This window comes from Acidocella sp., assembly GCF_052326845.1.
Classification (GTDB): domain Bacteria; phylum Pseudomonadota; class Alphaproteobacteria; order Acetobacterales; family Acetobacteraceae; genus Acidocella.
This window is the reverse complement of record NZ_JBKQJR010000142.1, coordinates 28,537-52,627: the sequence shown is the minus strand read 5'-3', so window position 1 is coordinate 52,627 and position 24,091 is coordinate 28,537. Positions and strand designations below refer to the sequence as shown.

At 66.2% G+C, this 24,091-nt stretch carries 19 protein-coding genes; 6 read left to right on the top strand and 13 right to left on the bottom strand.

Features of this window, described 5'->3' with window-relative positions:
* The 6 genes from ACLPJJ_RS09590 to ACLPJJ_RS09565 all read left to right on the top strand — a co-directional run.
* A partial coding sequence (locus ACLPJJ_RS09590; RefSeq protein ID WP_443590753.1) for a peptidase domain-containing ABC transporter occupies positions 1–1,047 on the top strand: 1,047 nt, incomplete at its 5' end.
* Positions 1,010–2,425: an HlyD family type I secretion periplasmic adaptor subunit gene (locus ACLPJJ_RS09585; RefSeq protein ID WP_443590752.1), complete on the top strand. Its 1,416-nt coding sequence runs from the start codon at positions 1,010–1,012 to the stop codon at positions 2,423–2,425. The genes ACLPJJ_RS09590 and ACLPJJ_RS09585, both read left to right, overlap by 38 nt.
* 6 nt (positions 2,426–2,431) lie before the next feature.
* Positions 2,432–4,195 carry a tetratricopeptide repeat protein gene (locus tag ACLPJJ_RS09580; protein WP_443590751.1) on the top strand — a complete coding sequence of 588 codons (1,764 nt, stop codon included), beginning with the start codon at positions 2,432–2,434 and terminating at the stop codon, positions 4,193–4,195.
* Complete coding sequence (locus ACLPJJ_RS09575) at positions 4,192–6,918, top strand: glycosyltransferase (RefSeq protein ID WP_443590750.1); 2,727 nt, start codon at positions 4,192–4,194, stop codon at positions 6,916–6,918. The genes ACLPJJ_RS09580 and ACLPJJ_RS09575 overlap by 4 nt, the downstream gene beginning before the upstream one ends.
* A 106-nt stretch (positions 6,919–7,024) precedes the next feature.
* Positions 7,025–7,894, top strand: coding sequence for a hypothetical protein (locus ACLPJJ_RS09570; protein ID WP_443590749.1), 870 nt, complete (start codon positions 7,025–7,027; stop codon positions 7,892–7,894).
* Between the two features lie 22 nt (positions 7,895–7,916).
* On the top strand, positions 7,917–9,260 hold the full coding sequence (locus ACLPJJ_RS09565; protein WP_443590748.1) for a glycosyltransferase: 1,344 nt from the start codon (positions 7,917–7,919) through the stop codon (positions 9,258–9,260).
* A 52-nt stretch (positions 9,261–9,312) separates the two neighbouring features.
* Here the strand turns inward: ACLPJJ_RS09565 and pnp are convergent, their stop codons facing one another.
* The 13 genes from pnp to lepB all read right to left on the bottom strand — a co-directional run bounded on the left by pnp (position 9,313) and on the right by lepB (position 24,070).
* Positions 9,313–11,469, bottom strand: coding sequence for a polyribonucleotide nucleotidyltransferase (pnp, locus tag ACLPJJ_RS09560; protein ID WP_443590747.1), 2,157 nt, complete (start codon positions 11,467–11,469; stop codon positions 9,313–9,315).
* A gap of 311 nt (positions 11,470–11,780) precedes the next feature.
* Positions 11,781–12,251, bottom strand: coding sequence for a xanthine phosphoribosyltransferase (gpt, locus tag ACLPJJ_RS09555; RefSeq protein WP_443590746.1), 471 nt, complete (start codon positions 12,249–12,251; stop codon positions 11,781–11,783).
* 41 nt (positions 12,252–12,292) lie between these two features.
* On the bottom strand, positions 12,293–13,051 hold the full coding sequence (locus ACLPJJ_RS09550) for an NAD kinase (protein WP_443590745.1): 759 nt from the start codon (positions 13,049–13,051) through the stop codon (positions 12,293–12,295).
* Positions 13,048–13,878 carry a carbon-nitrogen hydrolase family protein gene (locus ACLPJJ_RS09545; RefSeq protein ID WP_443590744.1) on the bottom strand — a complete coding sequence of 277 codons (831 nt, stop codon included), beginning with the start codon at positions 13,876–13,878 and terminating at the stop codon, positions 13,048–13,050. The genes ACLPJJ_RS09550 and ACLPJJ_RS09545 overlap by 4 nt, the downstream gene beginning before the upstream one ends.
* A 33-nt stretch (positions 13,879–13,911) precedes the next feature.
* Positions 13,912–14,646: a class I SAM-dependent methyltransferase gene (locus ACLPJJ_RS09540; RefSeq protein WP_443590743.1), complete on the bottom strand. Its 735-nt coding sequence runs from the start codon at positions 14,644–14,646 to the stop codon at positions 13,912–13,914.
* Complete coding sequence (locus ACLPJJ_RS09535; RefSeq protein WP_443590742.1) at positions 14,636–15,583, bottom strand: glycosyltransferase family 2 protein; 948 nt, start codon at positions 15,581–15,583, stop codon at positions 14,636–14,638. Before ACLPJJ_RS09535 ends, ACLPJJ_RS09540 begins: the two co-directional genes overlap by 11 nt.
* A 7-nt stretch (positions 15,584–15,590) precedes the next feature.
* Positions 15,591–16,853 carry a hypothetical protein gene (locus tag ACLPJJ_RS09530; protein ID WP_443590741.1) on the bottom strand — a complete coding sequence of 421 codons (1,263 nt, stop codon included), beginning with the start codon at positions 16,851–16,853 and terminating at the stop codon, positions 15,591–15,593.
* Entirely contained in the window at positions 16,850–18,475 is a 1,626-nt protein-coding gene (locus ACLPJJ_RS09525) for a hypothetical protein (RefSeq protein ID WP_443590740.1), read from the bottom strand. The genes ACLPJJ_RS09530 and ACLPJJ_RS09525 overlap by 4 nt, the downstream gene beginning before the upstream one ends.
* The gene (locus ACLPJJ_RS09520) at positions 18,472–20,079 is read right to left on the bottom strand and encodes a YfhO family protein (RefSeq protein WP_443590739.1); all 1,608 of its coding nucleotides are present in this window, start codon (positions 20,077–20,079) and stop codon (positions 18,472–18,474) included. The genes ACLPJJ_RS09525 and ACLPJJ_RS09520 overlap by 4 nt, the downstream gene beginning before the upstream one ends.
* A 35-nt stretch (positions 20,080–20,114) precedes the next feature.
* Entirely contained in the window at positions 20,115–21,752 is a 1,638-nt protein-coding gene (locus ACLPJJ_RS09515; protein ID WP_443590738.1) for a hypothetical protein, read from the bottom strand.
* A 7-nt stretch (positions 21,753–21,759) separates the two neighbouring features.
* Positions 21,760–22,653, bottom strand: coding sequence for a GTPase Era (gene era / locus ACLPJJ_RS09510; protein WP_443590737.1), 894 nt, complete (start codon positions 22,651–22,653; stop codon positions 21,760–21,762).
* A complete protein-coding gene (rnc, locus tag ACLPJJ_RS09505) occupies positions 22,650–23,321 on the bottom strand; it encodes a ribonuclease III (RefSeq protein ID WP_443590736.1) in 672 nt (223 codons plus the stop codon). Before rnc ends, era begins: the two co-directional genes overlap by 4 nt.
* On the bottom strand, positions 23,318–24,070 hold the full coding sequence (gene lepB / locus ACLPJJ_RS09500) for a signal peptidase I (protein WP_443590735.1): 753 nt from the start codon (positions 24,068–24,070) through the stop codon (positions 23,318–23,320). The genes rnc and lepB overlap by 4 nt, the downstream gene beginning before the upstream one ends.
* Between the last annotated feature and the right edge of the window lie 21 nt (positions 24,071–24,091).

The window sequence follows — 24,091 nt, the reverse complement described above, 5'->3', positions numbered from 1 at the left end:
CTGCAGGGCATCAACCGCGACTACCAGGGCGCCATCACGCTCGGCGCATATATCGCCCTGCATTCCAACAACCCGGTCGATGCCGGCAGCCTCACCGGCTTCATGCTGCTCGGCGGGCGTGTCGCCGGGCCGCTGGTCAGCCTCGCCGGGCTGATGGAGGATGTGCAGAAGGCCCAGGCCGCGATCGGGCAGGTCGGCTACGTGCTCAACAGGCCGAATGAGAAGCACGCCCTCACCCACGGCCTGCGCCCGCGCTTCGAGGGCGAGATCGAGTTCGACGACGTCACCTTCAAATACGAAGGCGCGAAAGCCCCGGCGCTGGACAAGATGAGCTTCAAGATCCCCGCCGGCACCATGCTTGGGTTGGTGGGCCGCTCGGGCTCGGGCAAGTCCACCATCACCCGCCTGCTGCAGGGCATCAACCGCGACTACCAGGGCGCCATCAAGATCGACGGCAACGACATGCGCGAGATCAACCTGCGCCATATCCGCAAGAATTTCGGCATGGTGCTGCAGGACAACTTCCTGTTCCGCGGCACGGTGCGGGAGAACATCATCGCCGGCCGGCCGGGCCTGTCCTTCGAGGATGCGGTGCGCGCCGCGCGCCTCGCCGGGGCGGAAGAGTTCATCGAGCGCATGCCCAACGGCTACGACACCTTCATCCAGGAAGGCTCGCCCAACCTTTCCGGCGGGCAGAAACAGCGCCTGGCCATCGCCCGCGCCCTGATCTCCGACCCGAAGGTGCTGATCATGGACGAGGCGACCTCCGCCCTCGACCCCGAGAGCGAGGCGCTGGTGAACGCCAACATCCTGCGAATCGCCAAGGGGCGCACGATGGTGATCGTCTCGCACCGCCTCTCCTCGCTGCTCGACTGCGACCTGATCATGGTGCTCGACCGCGGCCGCACAATCGATATCGGCACGCATCACGAACTGGTGGAGCGCTGCGCCATCTACCGCCATCTGTGGTTCCAGCAGAACCGCCACCTCGCGCCTGAAGGATTCGATAATGCTGCGTCTGCGCCAGCTCTTACCCAAGGCCACTAGCCAAGCCCTCAGCGCGGGGGACGAGGAGGCCCTGCCGCTGCCGGTGCTGGAGTTCCAGTCGCCGACGGCAGCTGTCATCGCCACGCCGCTGCCGCCGATCGCGCGCTCTACCACCTACATCCTCTCGGCGCTGATCGCGATCATGCTAATCATCGCGGGCACGTTCAAGGTGGACAAGCTGGTCGTCGGCACTGGCACACTCAACGCCACCACGGCGGATTCCAGCATCCAGGTGTTCAACACCAGCTCGATCATCCGCGAGATCAAGGTGCATGCCGGCGATTTCGTGGCCAAGGGCCAGGTGCTGGCGACACTCGACCCCACCTATGCCACGGCGGACCTCACGGGACTGACGAAGCAGGAGCAGAACTACGCCGCCCAGGTGGCCCAGCTCCAGGCGCAGGAGGATGGCACGCCCTACGTGCCTGACCCGAGCAACCCGTATGCCGCGTTGGAACTGCAAACCTACAACCAGCAGATGGGGCAATATAATTTCACGCTGCAGAACTATGCCGAGCAGATCAACCAGCTGAATACGCAGATCCAGGGCTACCAGTCGCAGGCCGTTTACTACCGCCAGCGCCTGGCCATCGCCAGCAATGTCGAAGATATGCGCAAGAAGCTGCAGCAATTGCAGGTCGGCAGCCAGCTGGACACGCTGGCCGCCACGGATGACCGCGTGAGCATGCAGACCCAGCTTTCCCAGGCCACATCAAGTGCCGCAGCCGACCAGCGGCAGCTCGCCTCCGTGCAGGCCCAGCGCGACAGTTTCGACCAGCAGTTCAAGGCGCAGACCTCCACCCAGCTGGCCACGGCGCTGAACAGTTTGGCCCAGGCGCAGCAGGATCTGGCCAAGGCCAAGCTGAACAACGAGATGGTGGAACTCACCGCGCCACAGGATTCAGTGGTGCAGTCCATCGCGCAGATTTCCCAGGGCTCGGTGCTGCAGCCGGGCCAGCAGCTCATGGACCTCGCGCCGGTGGACACCCCCTTCACGGTGGAGGCGGATATCGACGCGACGGAATCCGGCTATGTGCAGCAGGGCGACCAGGTGGTGATCAAGTTCGCCACGCTCAATCCGGCACTCTACGGCACGGCCAAGGGCACCGTCACCTCCGTCAGCGCCGAGAGCTTCAACCCGCAGGACCAGCAGGACAGCGCGGTGAACGGCCCGCCTCTGCCCGGCGCGCCGCAGAACCTGTACTACAAGGCGCAGGTCTCGCTGGACGTGCTGAACCTGCACAACGTGCCGAATGGCTTCCGCCTGGTGCCGGGCATGCCGGTCGAGGCGGATATCGTCGTCGGCAAGCGCTCCATCCTTGGCTACTTCCTCGCCAAGCTGGCGCCGGTTGCCTATAACAGCATGCATGAGCCCTAACGCGCCATGAGCCTGAAACAATCGATCTCCGACAAGCTGGCGTCACGCAATCCGGAAAAGGCGCTTGCCCGCGCACGGGAGTTGAAAACCGCGGGGGACATCGCCCGGGCCTTCAAGCTCTACGTCGTCGCGGCGGAGGCCGGGATCACCGAGGCGGAGCGCGAACTCGGCACCTACTACCACCAGGGCCTGGGCGGCCATGCCAGCGCGGCGGACGCGGTGCGCTGGTTCACCCGCGCCGCGGAAAAGGGCGACACCGAAAGCCAGGCCTGCCTTGCGGGCATCTATCTCTCCGGCTACCGGCCCGAGACGGCGCTGTTCGGCGAAACCCAGAGCGGACCGGCGGACTTGGCCGAGGCGCTGCGCTGGGCCCTGATGGCGGCGGAAGCCGGTGAGCCCCGGGCCCAGGCGCTGGCCGGGTATATCTATATGGAAGGCCCGGAGGAGCTGCGCGACGAGGAGAAGGCGAAGCTCTGGTACGGCCGCGCCGCCGAGGCCGGCAACGCGTACGGGCATCTGGGCTTCGGCCTGCTTACCCTGCGCACGGCCGACACGGATGAACCGACCTTCATGGGCGTCGAGCATATCCGCAAGGCTGCCGAGGCCGGGCTGCCGCTCGGGCATTATTATCTGGCCGAAATCCATGAGAAGGCCGTCGGCGTGCTGCCCGACCCGGCGGTGGCGGCGGAGCATTACGGCCACGCGGCCAAGGGCGGAATACGCAACGCCCAGGCCAAATACGGGCTGATGCTGCTGCATGGCACCGGCATAAAGGCCAACAAGACCGAGGGCGAGACCTGGCTGCGCCGCGCAGCACTTGCGGGCGATCCGGAAGCGGCGGCCCTCGTGGCCGACATCTACGCCAATGGCGATAGCGACCTGCCCCCGAACTATGCCGAGGCCGCCAACTGGTTCCGCGTCGCGGCCGAGGCTGGGCACCGCGATGCCGCGCGCTCGCTCGGCGTGCTGTACATGCTGGGCGCCGGCGGCGTGCCGCGCGACCCGGATGAGGCGGCGAAATGGTTCCGCCAAGCCGCCGAGGCGGGCGATTTCATCGCCCAGGCGGACCTCGCCACGCTGATGCTGAAAAAGCAGACCAACCCGCGCTTCACCGAACCCGCCCCGGTGCATGAATGGTTCGAGAAGGCGGCCGAGGCCGGAGACCTGATCGGCGCCTACAACTTCGCCGTCTGCCTGGCCGAAGGCGTGGGCGTGGAGAAGGACGAAGCGCGCGCCGTGGAATGGTTCCGCCGCGCCGCCGAAAATGTGCTCAACGCGCAGCATCGCCTGGGCCGCATGCTGGCGGAAGGCCGTGGCGTGAAGCAGGATTTTGCCGAGGCTCGTGTATGGCTCGGTAAGGCGGCCTCGCTGAACCAGACCGACGCGCTCATCGACCTCGCCGCGATGAAACTGCAAGGGCTGGGCGGTCTGCGCAATGACGAAGCCGCGTGCGCATTGTTCGAACGCGCCGCGGCAAACGGCTCGCCGGAGGCGATGTTCGCGCTGGGTGCGCTGTATGGCGGCGGGCACCAGATCGTTACCGACCGCGCCAAGTCGCTGGAGTGGTACCGCAAGGCGGCTGCCGCCAAGCACCCCCGCGCGGCGCTGATGCTGGGCAAATATCTGCGCCTGGGCATCGCCACCGCGCCAGATGCGGATGAGGCGCGCAAATGGCTCACCGTGGCGGCGAAGGCCGGGCTGGCCGAGGCTGAGGCCGAGCTGGCCGCGTTGCAGGCGGAGCGGGAGCCGCCGGTCGCCGCCGAAGAGTGAAGCGGCAGGACGGCCCCGACTCAGCCGCGGCTGCCTGGGCGCGCGGGCTGGAACAAGGCAAGGACGCACTGCTCTGGCTGGGCCGGGCACGGCGTCTGGCCCCGGATGACCCGCGCATCGCGCTGGACCTTGCCCGCGCCCTGCTCGCAGCCGGACAGAACGCCAAAGCTGCGCCGGAATTCGCCGCGATCGCCCGCAGGCACGATATCGCCGCTGCCTGGACCGGGCTCGCCTTGGCCGAACAGAGCGCCGGCAATGCCAAAGCCGCTGCAGCGGCGCTGAACCGGCTCTTCACCCGGCATTGCCTGGAGCCCGATCCGAGCTTCATTGCCTTTGCCCTGCATGTCGCCAGCCAGGCTGGGTTTGGCGGGTTCCAGCATGCCACCCCCACGGGCGATGTCGCCCGCCACGGCCAGGGCCGGTTGCTCGGCGCGCGGCCTGACCTTGCGGCGCTGCATCGGGTGGAGGGGCTCGCGGCCTGGGAGAAGGACGGCTTAAGCGGCTGGGCCTGCCGCCCGGCTTGGCCCGATGCACCGCCGCGCCTGATGCTGACGGATGCCGCCGGGCAAAGCCGGGAGATCCGCTTCGGCAAGGTGCTGCCGCCGGATGACAGCGCCCCGTTCCTGCCCCGGCATGGCTTCCGCCTGACCGCCCGGCAGTTGGACGGGCTGGTGCCGCCCTTCGCCTTGCACGGGCCGGATGGCCGGAACATCATGGGCAGCCCCATCGCCCCGCGCCCGCTCAACGCCACGCCCATCCCGGCAGCGCAGCGCGGCACGCCACCCAAGCGCACCCCGCCCAAAGCCCCGCTCGCGCTGATGATGCCGGTGTACCGTGGCCTGAAGGAGACCCGCGCCGCTCTGGCCTCGGTGCTGGCCGCCATGCCGGAGGGCGCGCGGCTGATCGTGGTGGATGACGCCTCGCCCGAACCGGCGCTGCGACGGTATTTGCGCGCGCTGGCCGCCGCCGAACCACGCCTCACGCTACTGAGCCACGCGGAAAACCAAGGCTTCTGCGCCGCGGTGAATACCGGGCTCCAAGCCGTGCCTGGGCATGACGTGCTGCTGCTGAACAGCGACATCCTGCTCCCGCCCGGCGCCATCGAGACGTTGCGTATTGTCGCCTACAAAGATGCCGCCACAGGCACGGTCACGCCGCTCTCCAACGAGGCCTCGATTTGCAGCTACCCGGAGCGGCATGGCGGCAACCCCATGCCGAATCTGCCCGAGGCGGCCAGGCTGAACGCCCTGACGCATGGGACAAACGGCGAAGCGGCGGTAGAAATTCCCACGGCTGTCGGGTTCTGCATGTATATCCGGCACGACTGCCTGGCTGCCACGGGCGGGTTCCGGGGCGAGGTCTTCGCCCAGGGCTACGGCGAGGAGAATGATTTCTGCCTGCGCGCCCGGCATCTCGGCTACCGGCACATGGCGGCGGCGGGAGCCTATGTGGCGCATGCGGGCGGCGTCTCCTTCCGCGCCGCCACACGCGGGCTGATGGCGCGCAACGGCGCGGTGCTCAACCGGCTCTACCCCGGCTACCACGCCATGGTGATGGCCGAGTTCGCCGAGGACCGGCTGCGCCCCTGCCGCGCCGCGCTGGATGCAGCACGGCTGCGCGACGCCTGCGGCAACCGCCCCGCCGTGCTGCTGATCTCTCACAGCCATGGCGGCGGCGTCACCCGGCAGGTGAATGCCGAACTGCGGAGATGGCGCGCTTGCGGCCGCGCCCCGCTGCTGCTGGTCACGCAATTCCCCGCCGACCCCGCCAAGACGCCCTACCCCTGGTCGGCCTTGCTCTGCGCCGGAGAGGCCAAGGACTACCCCAACCTCGCCTTCCCCTTGCCGGAGGCAATGCCCGAGTTGCTGGAGTTGCTGCGTGGACTGCGCGTCGGGCTCGTGGCGCTGCACCACACACTCGGGCACGATGACAGCGTGCGCACCCTGGCTGTAAAGCTCGGCGTGCCACAGGACATCGTGGTGCATGACTACGCCAGCTTCTGCCCGCGGGTGCACTTGCTGCGCCGTACAGAGCCAGACGCACCGCTGCGCTATTGCGGCGAGCCCGATGTGGCAGGCTGCATTGCCTGCCGCGCCCAGGGGGGAGAGCTGTTCAGCAGGCTGCCGGTGCGCAAGCTGCTCGCCCGCTCGGCGGCGGAGTTCGCTGCCGCCCGCGCTGTCATCGCGCCCTCCGCCGATGTTGCCAGCCGACTCGCCCGGCATTTTCCGGGGGTAAAGCCCCGCATCCAGCCCTGGGAGGATGACACCGCGCCGCGCCCGCTCATCCCCCCGCCCCCGCCGGGCTCGCCACGGAACATCGCCGTGATCGGCGGCATCGGCCCCGCCAAAGGCTTCGACGTGCTGCTCGACTGCGCCACCGACGCCGCCGCCCGGAACCTGCCGCTCACATTCTCCATCATCGGCGGCAGCGCCGACGACACCCGCCTGCTGGACGCCGGAATCTTCGTGACCGGCCCGTACCGCGAGGCCGAATTGCCGGAGCTGCTCGCCGCGCTGAAGCCGCATCTCGCCTTCCTGCCCTCCATCTGCCCGGAGACATGGTGCTTCACCCTCGGCGAGGCCTGGGCGGCCGGACTGCCCGCCATCGTGTTCGACCTCGGCGCCCAGGCGGCACGGGTGAAGGCCACGGGACGCGGCCTGGTTCTGCCGCTCGGCCTGCCCGCGGATCGTATCAACAACGCGCTGATAAGCTGCCGTTTTTGAAGCATGAATCGATTTTTCTCCAGGCGAAGGACTGGATAAAAACCAAGCTTTAAATTAACCCTGGTAACTAGAACCTACCGCGTAACCACGACGATCAGGAGACGAAATGGCTGCTGCAAAATCCGCCCCCAACCCCGCGCTAACCGCACCCGAAGCCGGCGCAGCGGGGGGCGATCGCAGCGCCCAAATCCAGGAGCTGAAAGTCACCGGCCACATGATGAACCTGCCGCCGGGGCTGTTCTGCTTCATCAACGAGGCGAACCCCGGCGCGCCAGCGAATAACGGCATGCCGGGCGTGCGCATCTCGCCGCCGCCGATCGGCGGGCAGAATGTGGAGATCGCCGGCTTCCGCCCGGATGGATGGCTAAACGCCGAGGGCGACGCCACGCTGGTGCGTATCCGCAACACCCAGGCGCAGGTTCTGGTCACCATCTACCAGCTGCCGAACCAGCCCGAGTCCGCGCCCCGGCTGCAGGTGCGCCAGCTGCTCGCTGCGAACGACCTGCCCGTGCCCGCTGCCGCCGCGCCGGTCCAGGCCAAGCCGGAAAAGGTGGACGTGCTGGCGCATATCCAGGGCCGTGGCGATGTCGGTGCCAAGTTCGGCGACTGGCTGGGCGAGAGCGGCAGCAATAGCTGGATCGAGGGCTTCTCCATCGCAGCGCCCGAGGGCATCGCCCCGGCCGACCTCACCTATCAGGCCGTGCTCGGGCGCGGCTGGCTCTCCCCCTGGGTGGAAGCCGGCGAGTATTGCGGCTCGCGCGGCATGGCCCTGCCGCTGCTCGGTCTGCGCGTGCGCCTGAGCGGCGAGGCGGCGGAGCAGTACGAGATCAGCTGCTCGGGCAGCTTCATCGGCGGTGCCGTGGCCGGGCCGGTGGGCAATGACGAAACCTGCGAGGCGGAAACGCTGGCGCCGCTGGAGGCGGTGCAGATCGTGCTGACGCCGCGCAGCCGCAAGGCCGGGCGGGGCAAGCGCTGATCCGGGAGGCGGCGGCGATACCGTGAACTTTCTCTTCGTCCACCAGAATTTCCCCGGCCAGTACCTGCATCTGCTGCGCAGCCTGCTGGCCGATAACGAGAAACGCGAAGGCACGCACGAGCTTGTCTTCATGACCGAGCCGAACCGCAACCAGATGGCGGGTGTGCGCAAGGTCACCTATTCCAAGCCGCCGCCGGTCTCGGCCTCGGCGGTGCTGGAGGCGCGGGAATACGAGCAGGCGGCACGACGCGCGCAAGCCGGATACAGAGGCGCGTTGCAGATCAAGGCGCTGGGCTTCAAGCCGGACATCATCATCGGCCACCATGGCTGGGGCGAGATGCTCAACCTGGTGGATGCCTTCCCCGGCGTGCCAATCCTCGGCTATTTCGAGTTCTACTATAAAATCCATGGCACGGACGTGAATTTCGACCCGGAATTCCCGATGCCGGAGGAGCATTTCGGCGCGGTGCGCGGCAAGAACACGGTGAACCTGCTGGCACTCGCCCTGGAGCAATACGGGCAGACGCCGACGGGCTGGCAGCACAGCACCTATCCCGGCTGGGCGCGTGAGCGGATCCGCATCATCGAGGAAGGCGTCGATCTCGAGCTGTGCAAGCCCGACTCGGAGGCGCGCAAGGCGCCGCTGACCATCGGCAAGCTGACGGTGGCGCCGGAGCAAAAACTCGTCACCTATGTCGCGCGGAACCTGGAGCCGTATCGCGGCTTCCACACCTTCATGCGCGCCCTGCCCCGCATTCTCGCGGAGCGGCCTGATGCGGTGGTCTCCATCGTCGGCGGCGACGAGATCAGCTATGGCGCCCCGCCCAAGCAGGGCGGAAGCTGGCGGGAGGTGATGCTGCGCGAGGTTGGCGGGCAGATCGATCTTTCGCGCGTGCATTTCCTCGGCAAGGTGCCGTACGAGCAGCATCTGGCCCTGCTCAAGCGTTCCGATGCGCATGTGTATCTCAGCTATCCGTTCGTCGCCTCCTGGTCGCTGCGCGAGGCGCTGGCCTGCGGCTGCATGGTTGTCGGATCGGACACCGATACCGTGACGGAATTCGTGAAGCACGAGAGCAACGGGCTGGTCGCGCCGACGCTCGACCACGCGGCGCTGGCGCAGAGCGTGCTGCGCGCTCTGGAGGATGGCAAGCTCGCGGCCAAGCTGCGCAAGGGCGCGCGGGCGTTCGCCGAAGAGCATCTCGGCATGGATGCCTACATCGCCAATTACCGCGCCTATATCGAAGAGATTGCCGGCAAGCCGTTGCTGCCACCCGCGCCGAAAGCCCCCGCGAAGCGAAAAGCGGCGGCGAAGCCAAAAGCGGCGGCGAAGCCGAAGACAACGCCAAAGCCAAAAGCCAGCAAATAAAAAACGGCGCCTCGCGGCGCCGTTTTCTTTTGGGGGCCGGTGGCCGGGGAGGTTATGCCTCCTCCGACGCGCCTTCCTTCTTGCCGCCCTTGGAGCCGACCTTGTCGGAGATGTCCTCACCGGTCTCCTGGTCAACCATGCGCATGGACAGCTTCACCTTGCCGCGGTCGTCGAAGCCGATGACCTTCACCTTCACGGAGTCGCCCTGCTTCACCACGTCCGTGGTCTTGGCAACGCGGTTCTGCGCCAGCTCGGAGATGTGCACCAGGCCGTCCTTGGCGCCGAGGAAGTTCACGAAGGCGCCGAAATCGGCGGTCTTCACGACCTTGCCCGTGTAGATGACGCCCACTTCCGGCTCGGCGACGATGCCCTTGATCTTGTCGATCGCGGCCTGGATCTTCTTGTCGTCCGAAGCAGAAACCTTCACGGTGCCGTCGTCGTTGATGTCGATCTTGGCGCCGGTCTGCTCGACGATCTCGCGGATCACCTTGCCGCCGGTCCCGATCACGTCGCGGATCTTCTCCTTCGGCACCGTGATGGTGACGATCTTCGGCGCGTTGGCGGAGACGCCCTCACGGCCGGAGGTCAGCGCCTTGGCCATCTCGCCCAGGATGTGCATACGGCCATGCTTGGCCTGCTCCAGGGCGATCTGCATGATCTCCGGGGTGATGGAGGTGATCTTGATGTCCATCTGCAGCGAGGTCACGCCGTTTTCGGTGCCCGCCACCTTGAAGTCCATGTCGCCGAGGTGATCCTCGTCGCCCAGGATGTCAGACAGCACGGCGAAGCCGCGATCTTCCTTGATCAGGCCCATGGCGATGCCCGCCACCGGCTGCTTCAGGGGAACGCCCGCATCCATCAGCGCCAGCGAGGTGCCGCAGACGGTCGCCATCGAGGAGGAGCCGTTGGACTCGGTGATCTCGGAGACAATGCGCAGCGTGTAGGGGAAGGCTTCCTTGGTCGGCAGCAGCGGATGCACGGCGCGCCAGGCCAGCTTGCCGTGGCCGATCTCGCGGCGGCCAGGCGAGCCCATGCGGCCCGTCTCACCGACGGAGAACGGAGGGAAGTTGTAGTGGAGCATGAAGTGCTCCTTGAACTCGCCCTCGATGGCATCCACCACCTGCTCGTCCTGCGCGGTGCCGAGCGTGGCCACGACCAGCGCCTGGGTTTCGCCACGGGTGAACAGAGCCGAGCCATGGGTGCGCGGCAGCACGCCGACTTCCGCCAGAATGGGGCGGACGGTCTTGGTGTCGCGGCCGTCGATGCGCAGGCCGGTGTCCAGGATGTTGTTGCGGACGATGTCGGCTTCCAGATCCTTGAACAGGCCCTTGGCCTTCTCGGGGTCCAGCCCCTCGGCGGTCAGCGCCTCGGCGGCGGCCTTCTTGGCGGCGCCGATCTTCTCGTAGCGGACCTGCTTCTGCGTCTCGGTGTAGGCGGCACGGAGCGCGTCACGCGCCAGGGCGTCGACGCGCGCCTTCAGGGTCTTGGTCTCCTCGGATTCCTCGGACAGCGCCCACGGCTCCTTGGCAGCCAGCTCGGCCAGTTCGATGATCGCCTGGATCACCGGCTGGAAGCCCGCGTGACCGAAAGTGACGGCGCCGAGCATGATCTCTTCCGAAAGCTCGGAAGCCTCGGATTCCACCATCAGCACGCCTTCAACGGTGCCGGCCAAGACGAGGTCGAGCTTGCTCTCTTCGCACTGGCTGGTGGTCGGGTTCAGCACGTACTGGCCGTCGATATAGCCGACGCGGGCGGCGCCAACCGGGCCAAAGAACGGAATGCCGGAGAGGGTGAGCGCGGCGGACGCGGCGACCAGGCCGACGATGTCCGGGTCATTCTCCAGGTCGTGGCTCAGGACATTGACGATGACCTGCACCTCGTTGCGGAAGCCCTCGGGGAAGAGCGGGCGGATCGGGCGGTCGATCAGGCGGGAGACGAGGGTCTCGCGCTCGGTCGGGCGGCCTTCACGCTTGAAGAAGCCACCGGGAATACGGCCCGCGGCGTAGAACTTCTCCTGGTAGTTCACGGTCAGCGGGAAGAAATCCTGCCCCGGCTTGGCGTTCTTGGCGCCCACGACGGTGGCGAGCACAACGGTGTCGCCATAGGAGGCGACGACGGCGCCATCAGCCTGACGGGCGACCTTGCCGGTCTCCAGGATCAGGGTCTTGCCGGCCCAATCCAGCTCTTTACGGAAAAATTTATCGAACATGCACATACTCCAGCACGGCTGGCCGGAGCAGCTAGGCAATGGGATGGGCGCTTTGGCCGGTTATGGGGCGGCGCCTCGGGCGGCATGGGTCTGGCTGGGGTTTACACCCGCAACCACGGACCATGTGGCCGGAAACGCCGCGGATACAAGAACCCGGTGGCGGCGCGGATCATCCGGTTGCTTTAACGCCCCGATCAGCCGCTTTTTGCACCGCGCCACCATGGCGCGATGCGGCTTACTAGCTGATTCTCGCCGGGATGGCTAGGCGAAGTTTGTTTCCGCCGCGTTACCCCTGCCTGGCCAGCGGCGGCTTATCCTTGGCGCGCCAGCGGGGCGACGAACTGCGGCTCGGTATCCCACGGGAAGAGGATCCAGGTATCCTGGCTCACCTCGGTGATGAACGTGTCCACCAGCGGTTTGCCCGCCGCCTTGGCGTACACGGTGGCGAAATGCGCCTTGGGCAGCAGGGAGCGCACCAGCTTGGCGGTGGTGCCGGTATCCACGAGGTCATCGACGATCAGCCAGCCCTCACCGTCCCCGGCGGCCGCGGGGGGTTTGACCACCTGCGGCTGGCCCATATTCTCTTCGTCATAGGTGACAACCGAGACGGTCTCGATAAGCCGGCATTCCAGCTCACGGGCAATGATCGCGGCGGGGATCAGCCCGCCACGGGTGATCGCGACGACGCCGGTCCAGGGCCCCAGCGCGTGCAACCGCCAGGACAGGGCCTTGGCGTCGCGGTGCAGTTGGTCCCAGGTAACAGTGAAATAATGTTGTGCCATGGGGCGGGATTAATGAAGCGCGCCCATCTGGGCAAGTATAATCAGACTGTAAACTGCTCGATAATGATCCGCTCGGAGAGCGCGCGGTCGGGGTCGAACAGCACCGTGGCGCCGATGCTCTTATCCTCGCTCACCGCCACGGAGACGACATCACGCACCTCGGTGAAGTCCGCCACGGCGGCCACCGGGCGCTTATCGGCCTCCAGCACCTCGAACAGCACCTCCACATTGGAGGGCAGCAGCGCGCCGCGCCAGCGCCGGGGGCGGAAGGCGGAAATCGGGGTAAGCGGCAGAAGATTGGCGGAGAGCGGCACGATCGGCCCATGCGCCGAAAGGTTATAGGCGGTGGAGCCGGCGGGGGTGGAGATCAGCACGCCGTCGCAGATCAGCTCGGCCAGGCGCTCGCGGTGGTCGATGGAGATGCGGATCTTCGCCGCCTGCCGTCCCTCGCGCAGCAGCGAAACCTCGTTCAGCGCCATCGCCTCCTCCACCACACCTGAGGCGGTGACGGCATGCATGCGCAGCGGGTGCAGCACCGAGGAATGAGCCTCTCCGATGCGCGCAGGCAGCTCGTCCTCATGATACTCGTTCATCATGAACCCGACCGAGCCGCGATTCATGCCGTAGACCGGCAGGCCGGTGCCGAGCACGCGGTGCAGGCATTCCAGCATCACCCCATCGCCGCCCAGTGCCACCAGCACATCGGCATTCTTCGGCGGACAATCGCCGTAAAGTTCCACCAGCCGCTCACGCGTGGCCTGGGCGGTCTCGGTCTGCGCGGCGATGAATGCGAGCTTCACGCGAGCCGCCGGTGTTCGATCAGCGGCATGTTGGCGCGCACTCGGACGGTCAATGCCCTGTCAATGGAGGCGGCGGCCCAGCCCAGGCCATCAGAAGCCTTGGCAACCACATGCCCCCAGGGGTCCACGATCAGCGAATGCCCGTAGGTCTGGCGCAGCTCGCCGTTCCCTTCCTTGTACGTGCCGGTGGTGGCCGGGGCCGCGAACCAGCATTGTGTCTCGATGGCGCGGGCGCGCAGCAGCACCTCCCAATGGTCCTTGCCGGTTTGCAGGGTGAAGGCGGCGGGCAGAACTATGAGCTCCGCGCCCGCCCGGCGCAGGGCCAGGAACAGCTCAGGGAAGCGCACGTCGTAGCAGATGGCCAGGCCGACACGCATGCCGGCGATGTCCACCGTCACCACCTTGTCGCCCGCGCCGTAGATGGCGCTCTCCCTGTAGCCCTGGCCGTCCGGCGTGGTGATGTCGAACAGATGGATCTTGCGGTAGCGCCCCAGCTCCACCCCGGCGGGGCTGAACACGATGGAGGTGTTGAAGATCTTGTCTCCCGCCAGCTCGCCGATGCTGCCGCCATGGATGTGCACATTGTGCGCCATCGCCATCTGGCGCAGGAACTCGTAGGCCAGGCCGCCGGTTTCGCCGGGGGTGGGAAGGTTCTCGGCGGCGGCGAACTTGTCCGCCCGGGAGCCACCCAGGCAGGTCCAGATTTCCGGCAGGGCGATCAGGTCCACCTTCTGCTCGGCCAGCACGCCTTCAATAAGCGCGCGTGCCTGCGCGATGTTCTCGCTCTTGTCGGCCCCTGGCGACATCTGAATCACGGCAACGCGCATTGGTTTTCCTTTCCTGGCGCGGCCAGCATAATGTCAACCCGCTTCCCTGACCACGGCCAGGAGCGAGAGGCCAAAGGGCAGCGAGACGCGCGGCAGGAGATAGGCCTCAGCCCCGAACAGGGCGGCGAGCAGGGCGTTCACCGGAGCAGGCGGAATGCCGGCGGCGGCGGCCTCGGCGCGGTTGAGCGCGCGGTCGAGCCAGCGCAGCGCGAAGGCGACAGGCAACAGGGCGGTGTTGATGAATGTGAGCCGCTCGACGCGCAGGCCGGCGGCCTCGAGTTTTTCGCGCAGCTCACTCTGTTCGTAGCGGCGCTTGTGGTGGTGCGCCTTGTCATGCGGGCCGAACAGTGCCTTGTAGGCGGGCACCGTGATGATCGCGGCCGCTCCCGGTTTCAGGCGGGCATGGATTTCGCGCAGCGTGGCGGCATCGTCTTCGATATGCTCAAGCACGTCGAACAGGCAAACAAGATCGAAACACCGGTCGGCAAGCGGCAGGTCGTGAGGCAGAAGGCCGGGATGCAACTCCACAAAAGGGGCCCGAGCGGCGGCGATATCGCGGGCCGGGCCGTTCATCTCCACCGCCGTCACGCCGCCGAAGCGCGAGAGCATGGCGAGATTGCCGCCGGTGCCGGAGCCGAGTTCGAGAATCTCGGCCCTAGGCGGAAGGCGGAGGGAGCGGATCATCGCGGCAAGCACGTGCCGGCGGCCCGTGAACCACCAGTGCCGCGCCTCCATCGCAGCCATCTCGAGATAGGCACTAGGTTCCATCTGCTTCTCCCCCATAGGTCTTGCGGATCAGGTAGGCCGGGCGCTGCTTGCTCTCCATGTAGATGCGGCCGATATATTCGCCGAGCAGTCCGATGCTGATCAGTTGCACCGAACCGAAGAAAGTGATGGCCACGAACAGCGAGGTGTAGCCTGGCACCTCGTTGCCGAATACCACCGTGCGGACAACGATGTAGAGCGCATACAGGAAGGTGAGCACGGCGCAGAACGCGCCCAGATACGTCCAGATCTTCAGCGGTGCGGTGGAGAAGCTGGTGAAGCCCTCCATGGCGAAATTCCACAGCGCGACACCGGAGAATTTTGTTTCGCCAGCAGCGCGCGGGGCGCGGGTATAGTCGAGCGTCACGGTACGGAAGCCGACCCAGGCGAACAATCCCTTCATGAAGCGCTGGCGCTCGGGCAGAAGCTTCAGCGCGTTCACCACGGCGCGGTCCATGAGCCGGAAATCGCCGACATTCTCGGGGATCTTGGTCTTCGAGAGCTTGTTGTGGAGCTGGTAGAACCAGGCGGCGGTCTTGCGCTTCAGCACGCCGTCGGAAGAACGGTCGATACGCCGGGCCAGCACCACCTCCGCCCCCTCGCGCCAGGCCTTCACCATATCGGCGATCAGCTCCGGCGGATCCTGCAGATCGGCATCGATGGGGATCACCGCCTCGCCCTTCGCGGCGTCGATACCCGCGGTCAGCGCCGCCTCTTTCCCAAAATTACGCGAGAATTCGAGCACGCGGAAACGCGGGTCGGCCTGCGCCAGGGCGACGAGCTTCAGCAGCGTGCCATCCTTGCTGCCGTCATCGACGCAGACGATCTCCCAGCGCGCATCTGGGACGGTTTCGAGAGCCGGGAGGATGGAATCGGCGAAGGACTGGATCGCCTCGGCCTCGTTATAAAACGGCACGACGAGGGAGAGCAGCTGGGTCATGCCGCGCTCACGCCAACGCCCGGGAGAACGCCGCCCGCGTATAAAGACACAACTGAGCCAGAAACTGCGTAACCACCCACCACCACAACACCTCGCGGCCAACCCAGACCATGATGACGGCGGAATATCCCACCGCCTGCCCTGCCAGGACAGGCATAACGGAAACCGCTGCGATGCGGAAGAAACTTTCCCACAACAACGCCACGATGGCGATGGCCAGCCAACCGGCCTTGGCTACCCCGGCCCGGTGCAGCGCGAACACGCCGGGCAGGGTAAGGAGCAGGAAGATGGAGCGGTAGTCGATATTCTGCGCCATGAAGAAACAGGCGCAGATGAGCGCCGCACCGCCGATGAGAAACGCCTCCGCAGCGGGCTCCAGCCTCTCCATGGCCGGACGGTACAGCGCCGCATTCACCCAGCCCCGCCAGAGCGCGGCCAGGATCATCGCCACGTAAGCGAGACGCAAGGCCAGCGGCATGTTAAAGCGGGAGAGGTCGTGCAGCGTGTTCCCATGCACCGCCGCGATGCCTAGGCTGATGCCGAGCGGGATGTCGATGGCGCCAAAACAATTTCCGAAGGGCGGGCCGTGCGGGACGATCGCCAGCGCCGCCAGCGTGCCTGCGCCGAACCAGACCAGGAAGCCCAGCCCCGCCACGCCGAGCAAGGCAACCATGGCGGCGAGGCGGCGGGGCGGCTCGCGCAGCAGCAGCACCAGCAGCGCCACGGGATAGTATTTCAGCGCCGCGGCGAAGCAGAACAATGCGTCCCCCGCCAGCCGGGTGATACTGCCGCGCAGGCTGAGCCAGATGCCACCCATGGCGAGGAGGAAGATCACCACGTCGAGATTCATCCGCTCCAGCGCGAAGACCGTGCTGGCGGAACCGCTGGCCAGCGCGCGCAGCCAGAATTCCGCCCGGCTTTGCGATGGTGGCAGCACGGCGAGTGCGGCGATGAACAGCGCACCCAGCCCGAGCCCAGCGAGATTGAGGCGCGGCGCCAAGGCGCCCAGTTCGCCAAAATGCAGCAGCAGCGGAGAATAATTGTAATTGCCGCCACCCATGCAGGCATTGGGCTCGTAAACATTCACCCCCTGCCCCGCGCAATGAATGGCCTGCAGCACCGCGCCGAGATCGGAAAACGGCTGCGCTGCCTTCGGGATATCAAAAGCCGCCAGCACCGCGAAGTACATGCCAGGCGCGCTGCCATGCAGCCAAACGAACACCGCCAGCACGGCAAGCGCGATGGCAGAAATGCCGAAGCGGTTAATCATTTTGTCTCTGGTACGGAAAAGATCGTCACGTCATCCACCTGCCGCCTTGGCCAGCCCAGCGTGGTGATAGCGGCCAGCAGGTCCGCCTGCGTACCCGGTCCGGCCACCACGTATTGTGCCCCCGCCGCGCGGGCATAGGTGACGAAGTCACCGGCAAAACCTGGCCCCACCATACCGCCGAACATCTCGCCAACGGCCTTGAAAGACTGCGCCGGCCTGGGCGGAAAACCCAGATACCCGCCCACCTGGGTGTAGCCGAAGCCATTTTCCATCTGCCAGAAGCTGGACGGACCGTGCAGCGCGAAGGGCAGCACCAGCAAACGCGGGTTCGGCCCCAGCACGGCCTGCACCCGCCCGGGCTGGAAGAAGGCGGCATAAGGTGCCTCCCGCCACGGATGCGGCCCCGGCAGCAGCGCCACGCAGGTCAGCCCCCCCAACGCCAGACGCCAGCGCCGCGCCCCAGGTAGTGCCAGCCAATAGGCCGCGATGACGCCCGCCGCGAGCGCGGTAAACAGCGTAAACCGCGCGCTGAGCGCCGAGCCGAGCAGCGGCAGTTTCACCAGCAGCATCCAGGGCAACACGACAGGGGTGATATGCCCGGCGACCCATAGCTGCGGGCCAAGTTCGCAGACCAGCAGTACCAGGAAGCACGCCACGAGATAGCGCCCGCGCGGTTCCCGCCCCTGCCCGCGCGCGAACAGATAGATCAGCACAAGCAGCGGCAGGCCGAGATACGCATCCTGCTCCTGCACGCTCAGGCTGAAATGTTGCGAAATGGAAGTGAAAAACCCGCCGAACAGATTCGCCGCCGAGGGGATGACCAGATTGGCGAGATCTGCCGTGAAGTAATACGGCCAGATCACGGGATGATTGATCATCCAGTAATCCCGCGCCATGACCACGAAGAGGGGCGCCAAGGGCAGCGCGACGAACGGCCCGGTGATCAGCCCGTCGATGAACAGGCGCTTCAGCCCGGCCCGGCGCGCAGGCAGGTGCAGATACGCCAAAGCCCAGGCCATGCCGCCGAAGACGAAGATCATGGCAAAGACTTCAGGACAGATGAGGAACTGCGCCAGCAGCAGCAGCGCCGCCAGCGCCGCCGTCGCCGGGCGGGAGAGCTCATCATCCAGCCGCTTGAGCGCCACCAGCAACAGCGCGGGCACGAGGAAGGTCACGGCGAGGTTCAGCGCCGCCGAATCCTGCGCCATCTCATAGGACGAGAACCCAAACAGGAAACCGCCGATCAGCGAGGCGGCGAAATCCCGCGTCAGCCGGTGGCAGAGCAGATAGGCGAAGCAGGCGGCGCATACCGGTGCGGTGAGGATATAGATGTTATAGGTCAGCACCGGCCCGGCCAGCAGGGTGAGCGGCATGGCGAGCACGGCCAGCAGCGGCACTGAGGTAACCCAGAGCAGCGAGACGCCACACGGATACCAGATCAGCCGTGTGAAGAACGGGTCCAGATGATGCGTGAGCGCATAGGGCCACCAGGCGAGGAACCAGGGGGAGTCCCACGGGTCCGCCCCCGCGCCGGAGAGCTGATGCGTCAGCGACGCGCCGTGCCAGAGCAGCACCGCCGCAAGCGCGGCATAAACGGCAAGGGCGGCGGCATGGCGGATCATGGCGCCGCTGGCACGGTGAAAACCGTGACGTCATCCACTTGGCGCGAGGCCCAGCCCAGGGCGCGCAGCCCGGCCACCATGTCCGGCGGTGTGCTGGGTCCTGCCACCACGTATTGCGTTTTCGTCGCCTGGCACAGCTCGGCCACATCTATGGCGAAATGGGGGCTGAACCTGCCAAACGCCATTTCGCGAACCGCCTCATGCGCCATCGCCGTGATGGGAGGAAAGCCGAAATGTCCAGTGACCTGGGCAAAGCCGAAATCATTCTCCGCCTGCCAGAAGTCAGAAATTTGCCAGAGACCGCCCATCGTTTCGTCAATGCGCGGCAGAACCAACAGCCGCGCCCGTGGGCCCAGCACCGCTTCCACTCTTCCTGGCCGGAAGAACGCCTCATAGGGCGCCGGTGTCACCGGGTGCGGAGGCGCGAGGGTCACGGCACAGGCAAGACCAGCGGCGATTGCCCGCCGATTTGACCTCGCGGAGGCGACCCAGCCGGCCAGAATGACGGCAAGCACCAGACTCACGTATAGTGCGAAACGCCCAGGCAATGCCCCGCCAAGCAAAGGCAAGTGCAGCGCCAACGCCCAGGGCATCACCACGCCGGTGAAGACATCTCCCACCCAAAGCTGGGGTCCGAGGCTCGCCACAACCAGGATCAGCAGCAAGTACAGCACCAGCTTACCGGCTGGCTCTTTCCTGCGTTCCCTCCAGAACAAAATGATGACGAGGAGCAGCGGCAAGCCGGTGATGAAGTCACGCTGAGGCAATAAACCAAACAGCCCTGACGCCCCCATTTTCATCCCCGGAACGTAAAGCACGTTCGCCGGCGTCGTAACGAGCTGGTTGAACACATGCGCTGACGTCACGATGCTCCATCCGGGCGGAACAACGGAAAGGCGGGACTTCGTCAGCATGTCCCACAGGAACGGCGCCAGTAATGGCAGGGCAAGCCCTCCCGCAAACAGGCCATCCGGCACCAGCCTCAGCAACCGGGCACGGCGTTCCCGGCACAGTGCGACCGCCAGACCCCATGTCAGGCCACCGAAAACCAGGCTGGTCAGCGCAACCTCGATCGAGGTGTAGAACTCGGCTGCGAGCGCTAATGCAAACAGTGCCGCAGCGGTAAAACGGCTAAGGTGGTCATCCAGCCGCGCCAACACGACCAGCACCATGGCTGGAACAAAGGCTGTGAAATCGAGATTGAGGTGCTCTAGCGCCTCGGCCATCTCGTAGGAGGAGAACCCATAGGCCAGACCACCGCAAAACGCCGCCGCCCGGTTGCGCGTGATGTAAAGACAAAGCGCATAGGCGCTAATCGCTGCCAATAGCGGGGCAAGCGTTGTAAGCACGTTGTAGCTCACCATCGGCCCGGCCAGGAGTGTCAGCGGCGCCGCGGCCAGGGCCAAAAATGGTACGCAGGTCGTCCAGACGAGATCCAGCCCGTCCGGTTGCCAGACAAGACTCGCATGCAGCGGATCGAGGTGATGCAGGAGCGCGTGCGGCCACCACGCAAGGCACCAGATGAACGACAGAGGGTCCGAGGAAATGCCGTAGATATAGTTTTGCAGCGAGGCGCCATGGCCGATGAGCAGAACCGCCAGCACGGCATAAATGGCCAAAGCGGCGGCGTGGCGCCTGATCATGGCGCCACCGGCACGGTAAACATCGTCACGTCGTCAACCTGTCGCGACACCCAGCCCAGCCCGCGCAACCCGGCCAGCATCTCCTGTGGCGCGCCCGGCCCAGCCACGACAAATTGCGTGCTCGTCTGGCGGCAATAAGCGGCGAAGGCGGGGACGCCCCCCGGCGCGTCCAGCCCGAAGAAATAGCGCATCAGCTTCGTGTTCTGCTGGACCCGCGCGGGAGGGAAGCCGAGATATCCGCCCGTCTGGGCGAAGGCGAAGCCGCTTTCAGCCTGCCAGTACATGGAGGGGCTGAAGAAGCCAAAAGGCAGAATTGCCACCTTGGCGCCCTGCCCCAGTACCTGCTCAACCCGCCCAGGCGCGAAGAACGCCGAGTTTGGAATTGGCTGCACAGGGCGAGGCGCCGGCCATAGGAACGCTGCCGCGAGCGCGCCCAGCGCCAGCCGGGCATAACGCGTACGCGGGCCTTGCGCCTCGGCGACCCAGAGCGCAACGGCAACAGCGACGGCGAGGCTGGCATAGAGCATCATCCGCGCCGGCAACGCATTGCCCAGCAACGGCAAAGCGTGGATCAGCGCCCAGGGCAGCGGAATCCCCGTGTCCCGCCCCCCGAACCAAAGCTGCGGCCCCATGCTGGCGATGATCAGCCCCAGCAACAGCCAGCGCAGATAGGCCTTGCCCCGGCGCAGGCCGAGCCAGAGCAGGATGATCAACGGCAGGCCGAGATAACCGCTCTGCTCGCTGGTGAAGCCCGGGAAATGCCTGGTGACGGGCGCAAAGAACGCGCCGCCGATGGCGTTGGTTGGCGTGGGGATGACGAAGTTGAGCAGATCGGTGGAGAAAAACCACGGCCAGGCCTTGGGCAGTGCCATGTCGTGCGGCTGCGCGAACAAAGCCCATAGTAGTGGCGAGAGTAGCAGAAGGAGCAGCGGCGCGGCCAACAGCGCATCACCAAGGAGCAGCATCAGTCCGGACCGGCGTTGCGGCACCAAGGCCAAAGTCAGCGCCCAGGCGAACCCGCCGCAGAGCACCGTCGTCGCGAATACTTCCAGCGAAATGCCAGCCTGTGCCGCCAGCATCGACGCCCCGCCCACCGCCACCGCTTTGCGGCTCACTCGCCCATCCAGCCGCGCCAGCGCCAGCAACACGAGGCAAGGCAGTATGCATATGAATTCCTGATTGAGTTGCTCGTTCAGCCGCGACGTTTCAAAGCTGGAAAAGCCAAACAGGAACCCGCCGAGCAGCGCCGCGTCCGGCCGCCGGGCGAGGTAGAGGCACAGCGCGTAGGCGGCGCAGGCCGCCAGCACCGGCGCCGCCAGATTGCAAAGGTTGAATGCCAGCACCGGGCCGAAGGCGAGTGTCACCGGCGCGGCGAGCAGCGCCAGGGTTGGCACGCTTGTGATCCAGGCGAGGTTCAGCCCTTCAGGCTGCCAGACCAGGTGCGTAAAGAAGGGATTGAGGTGGTGTGCCATGGCGGACGGCCACCAGGCAAAAGACCAAATAAAAATCAGAGGGTCACTGCCACCGCCCGAGATCATCCCGGTCAGCGAGGCGCCATGCTGCACCACCACCCAGGCGGCAGCCGCATACAGCGCCACCGCCGTCAGGTGCCATGGCCAATACCGCCGCGCCATGCCGCGTTCAGGTCTTCGGGTCGGTCAGCCCGGTGGCGCGGATGCGCGCCGCCTCCTCGTCCCAGCCCGCACGCTCGGCCACGCGCAGGAACAAATCCACCTTGGTCTCGAACAGGCGCATCAGCTCCGCGCGCGCGCGGGCGCCGATCTCGCGGATCCGGCTGCCCCCGGCGCCGATCAGGATCGCCTTGTGCCCAGGCCGGGCCACGTAGATCACCGCGTCGATGCGGATAGAGCCGTTCTTCTGCTCCTTGAAGCTCTCCGTCTCCACCGTGGTGCCATAGGGCACTTCATCGCGTGTTTGCAGGAAGATCTGCTCGCGCACGATCTCGGCGGCGAGCAGCCGGTCCGGCAGGTCGGTCATCTCGTCCTCGGGGTAGAGGAACGGGCTCTCGGGCAGCTTGGCGGTGCAGAAATCCAGCAGCACGTCGATCCCGTCGCCAGTATTAGCGGAGATCATGAACACCTGTTCGAACTCCGCCAGCGCGGCAAGGTCCTGCGTCAGCGGCAGCAGTTTCTGCCGGTCGATCAGGTCGATCTTGTTCAGCACCAGCGCCATCTTGCGCCCCGATTCCGCGGCCTTGGTGACGATCTCACGCACCGCATCGGTCAGCCCAGCCTTGGCATCCACCAGCAGCAGCACGTAATCTGCCTCGGCAGCACCGTCCCATGCGGCGGCAACCATGGCGCGGTCCAGCCTGCGCTTGGGCGCGAAAATGCCGGGCGTATCCACAAACAGAATCTGCGCCTCGTTGCGCACCAGAATCCCCAGCACGCGGGCGCGCGTCGTCTGCGCCTTGGGCGTGACGATGGAGAGCTTCGCCCCGGTCAGCCGGTTCAGCAGGGTCGATTTCCCCGCGTTCGGCGCACCGATCAGCGCCACAAATCCGCATTTACTCATTCCGGCAATTCCTCCAGCAGCATCCGTGCTGCTTCCTGTTCCGCCGCGCGCTTGGCCCCGGCCTTGGCCTCGGCGCTGGCATTCCCCACGCTTACCCGTACCACGAAGAGCGGCGCGTGCGAGGGCCCGCTTTGTGAAACCACCGTATAGGCCGGCAGCGGCAGCGCGCGCTTGAGCGCCCATTCCTGCAGCGCGGTCTTCGGGTCCTTGGGTGGTGCTGCCTGCGCCACCATAACATCCGTCATCACCCGGCGGATGAACGCCTTCACCGCATCCAGCCCGGCATCGAGATACAGCGCCCCGATCATCGCCTCCAGCGCGTCGGCCATAACATTGGCCTGGGTGGAAACCCCGCGCTTGGCCTCGCCCGGGGCGACACTCAGCATCGCCCCCACCTCATGCGCCTCGGCAATGGCGGCGAGGGACGGCTTGGAGACCAGCGCCGCCAGACGCGGGCCGAGCTTGCCCTCCTGCTCGTTGGGAAAGCGCTCGATGAGCCATTCCGCCACCACCAGGCCGAGCACGCGGTCGCCAATAAATTCCAGCCGCTCGTTCGAGCCGACGCCTTTCGCCCCGGCGGCGGAGCGGTGCGTCAGCGCCTCGGCCAGCAGCTCCGGCCGGGAGAAGTCATGCCCAAGCAGGGCCTGGGCGGCATCCAACCCGTTCACGAAATGGTATGCAGCATGCGGCCCCAGCGGATCTCAAGGGGCCAGTACCAGACCTGCCAGAAGGGGTGCTGGAGATCGATGGAGAAGAAGATCAGATCCGCCGGGCCGAGCACGTTCTCGACCGGGACATAGCCGACCGGACCGTCGAGGAAGCGGGAATCCTCGGAATCGTCGCGGTTGTCGCCCATCAGGAACAAATCGCCCGCCGGCACGGTATAGACCGGGGTGTTGTTGGCGAAGCCGTCATCGGTGCGCTTGAGGATCTGGTGCGTCTTCCCGCCCGGCAGGGTCTCGGTATAGTCGCGCGCCAGCACCGGCGGGCCATAGGAATCGCTGTCGTCGCTATAGGTCCCGGCATCCACACGCGGCACTTGCTGACCGTTGATGAGCAGTTGGCCGTTGGTCACCTGGATGGTGTCGCCCGGCAGGCCGATGACGCGCTTGATGAAATCCTCATCCGGCTCGCCCGGCGGGCGGAATACCACCACGTCGCCGCGCTTTGGCATCCCGGCGGGCCAGCGGCCGGAGAAGAAATCCGGCGAGAACGGGAAGGAGAAATGCGAATAGCCGTAGGCGAACTTGTTCACCACGAGATAGTCGCCCACCAGCAGGGTTGGCACCATGGAGCCCGAGGGGATGTAGAACGGCTCGAACAGGAAGGTGTGGATGCCCACGGCGATCAGCCCGGCATAGACAATGGTTTTGACGAATTCGGTAAAACCGCCGGGTTTCTGCGCGTGCCGTGCCATCTATGTGTCAATCCTCGAAGC

Coding starts and splice junctions, on each gene's coding strand:
- ACLPJJ_RS09585 (WP_443590752.1), top strand. CDS start 1,010: ATGCTGCGTCTGCGCCAGCTCTTACCCAAGGCCACTAGCCAAGCCCTC.
- ACLPJJ_RS09580 (WP_443590751.1), top strand. CDS start 2,432: ATGAGCCTGAAACAATCGATCTCCGACAAGCTGGCGTCACGCAATCCG.
- ACLPJJ_RS09570 (WP_443590749.1), top strand. CDS start 7,025: ATGGCTGCTGCAAAATCCGCCCCCAACCCCGCGCTAACCGCACCCGAA.
- pnp (WP_443590747.1), bottom strand. CDS start 11,469: ATGTTCGATAAATTTTTCCGTAAAGAGCTGGATTGGGCCGGCAAGACC.
- gpt (WP_443590746.1), bottom strand. CDS start 12,251: ATGGCACAACATTATTTCACTGTTACCTGGGACCAACTGCACCGCGAC.
- ACLPJJ_RS09545 (WP_443590744.1), bottom strand. CDS start 13,878: ATGCGCGTTGCCGTGATTCAGATGTCGCCAGGGGCCGACAAGAGCGAG.
- ACLPJJ_RS09540 (WP_443590743.1), bottom strand. CDS start 14,646: ATGGAACCTAGTGCCTATCTCGAGATGGCTGCGATGGAGGCGCGGCAC.
- ACLPJJ_RS09535 (WP_443590742.1), bottom strand. CDS start 15,583: ATGACCCAGCTGCTCTCCCTCGTCGTGCCGTTTTATAACGAGGCCGAG.
- ACLPJJ_RS09530 (WP_443590741.1), bottom strand. CDS start 16,853: ATGATTAACCGCTTCGGCATTTCTGCCATCGCGCTTGCCGTGCTGGCG.
- ACLPJJ_RS09525 (WP_443590740.1), bottom strand. CDS start 18,475: ATGATCCGCCATGCCGCCGCCCTTGCCGTTTATGCCGCGCTTGCGGCG.
- ACLPJJ_RS09515 (WP_443590738.1), bottom strand. CDS start 21,752: ATGGCGCGGCGGTATTGGCCATGGCACCTGACGGCGGTGGCGCTGTAT.
- era (WP_443590737.1), bottom strand. CDS start 22,653: ATGAGTAAATGCGGATTTGTGGCGCTGATCGGTGCGCCGAACGCGGGG.
- lepB (WP_443590735.1), bottom strand. CDS start 24,070: ATGGCACGGCACGCGCAGAAACCCGGCGGTTTTACCGAATTCGTCAAA.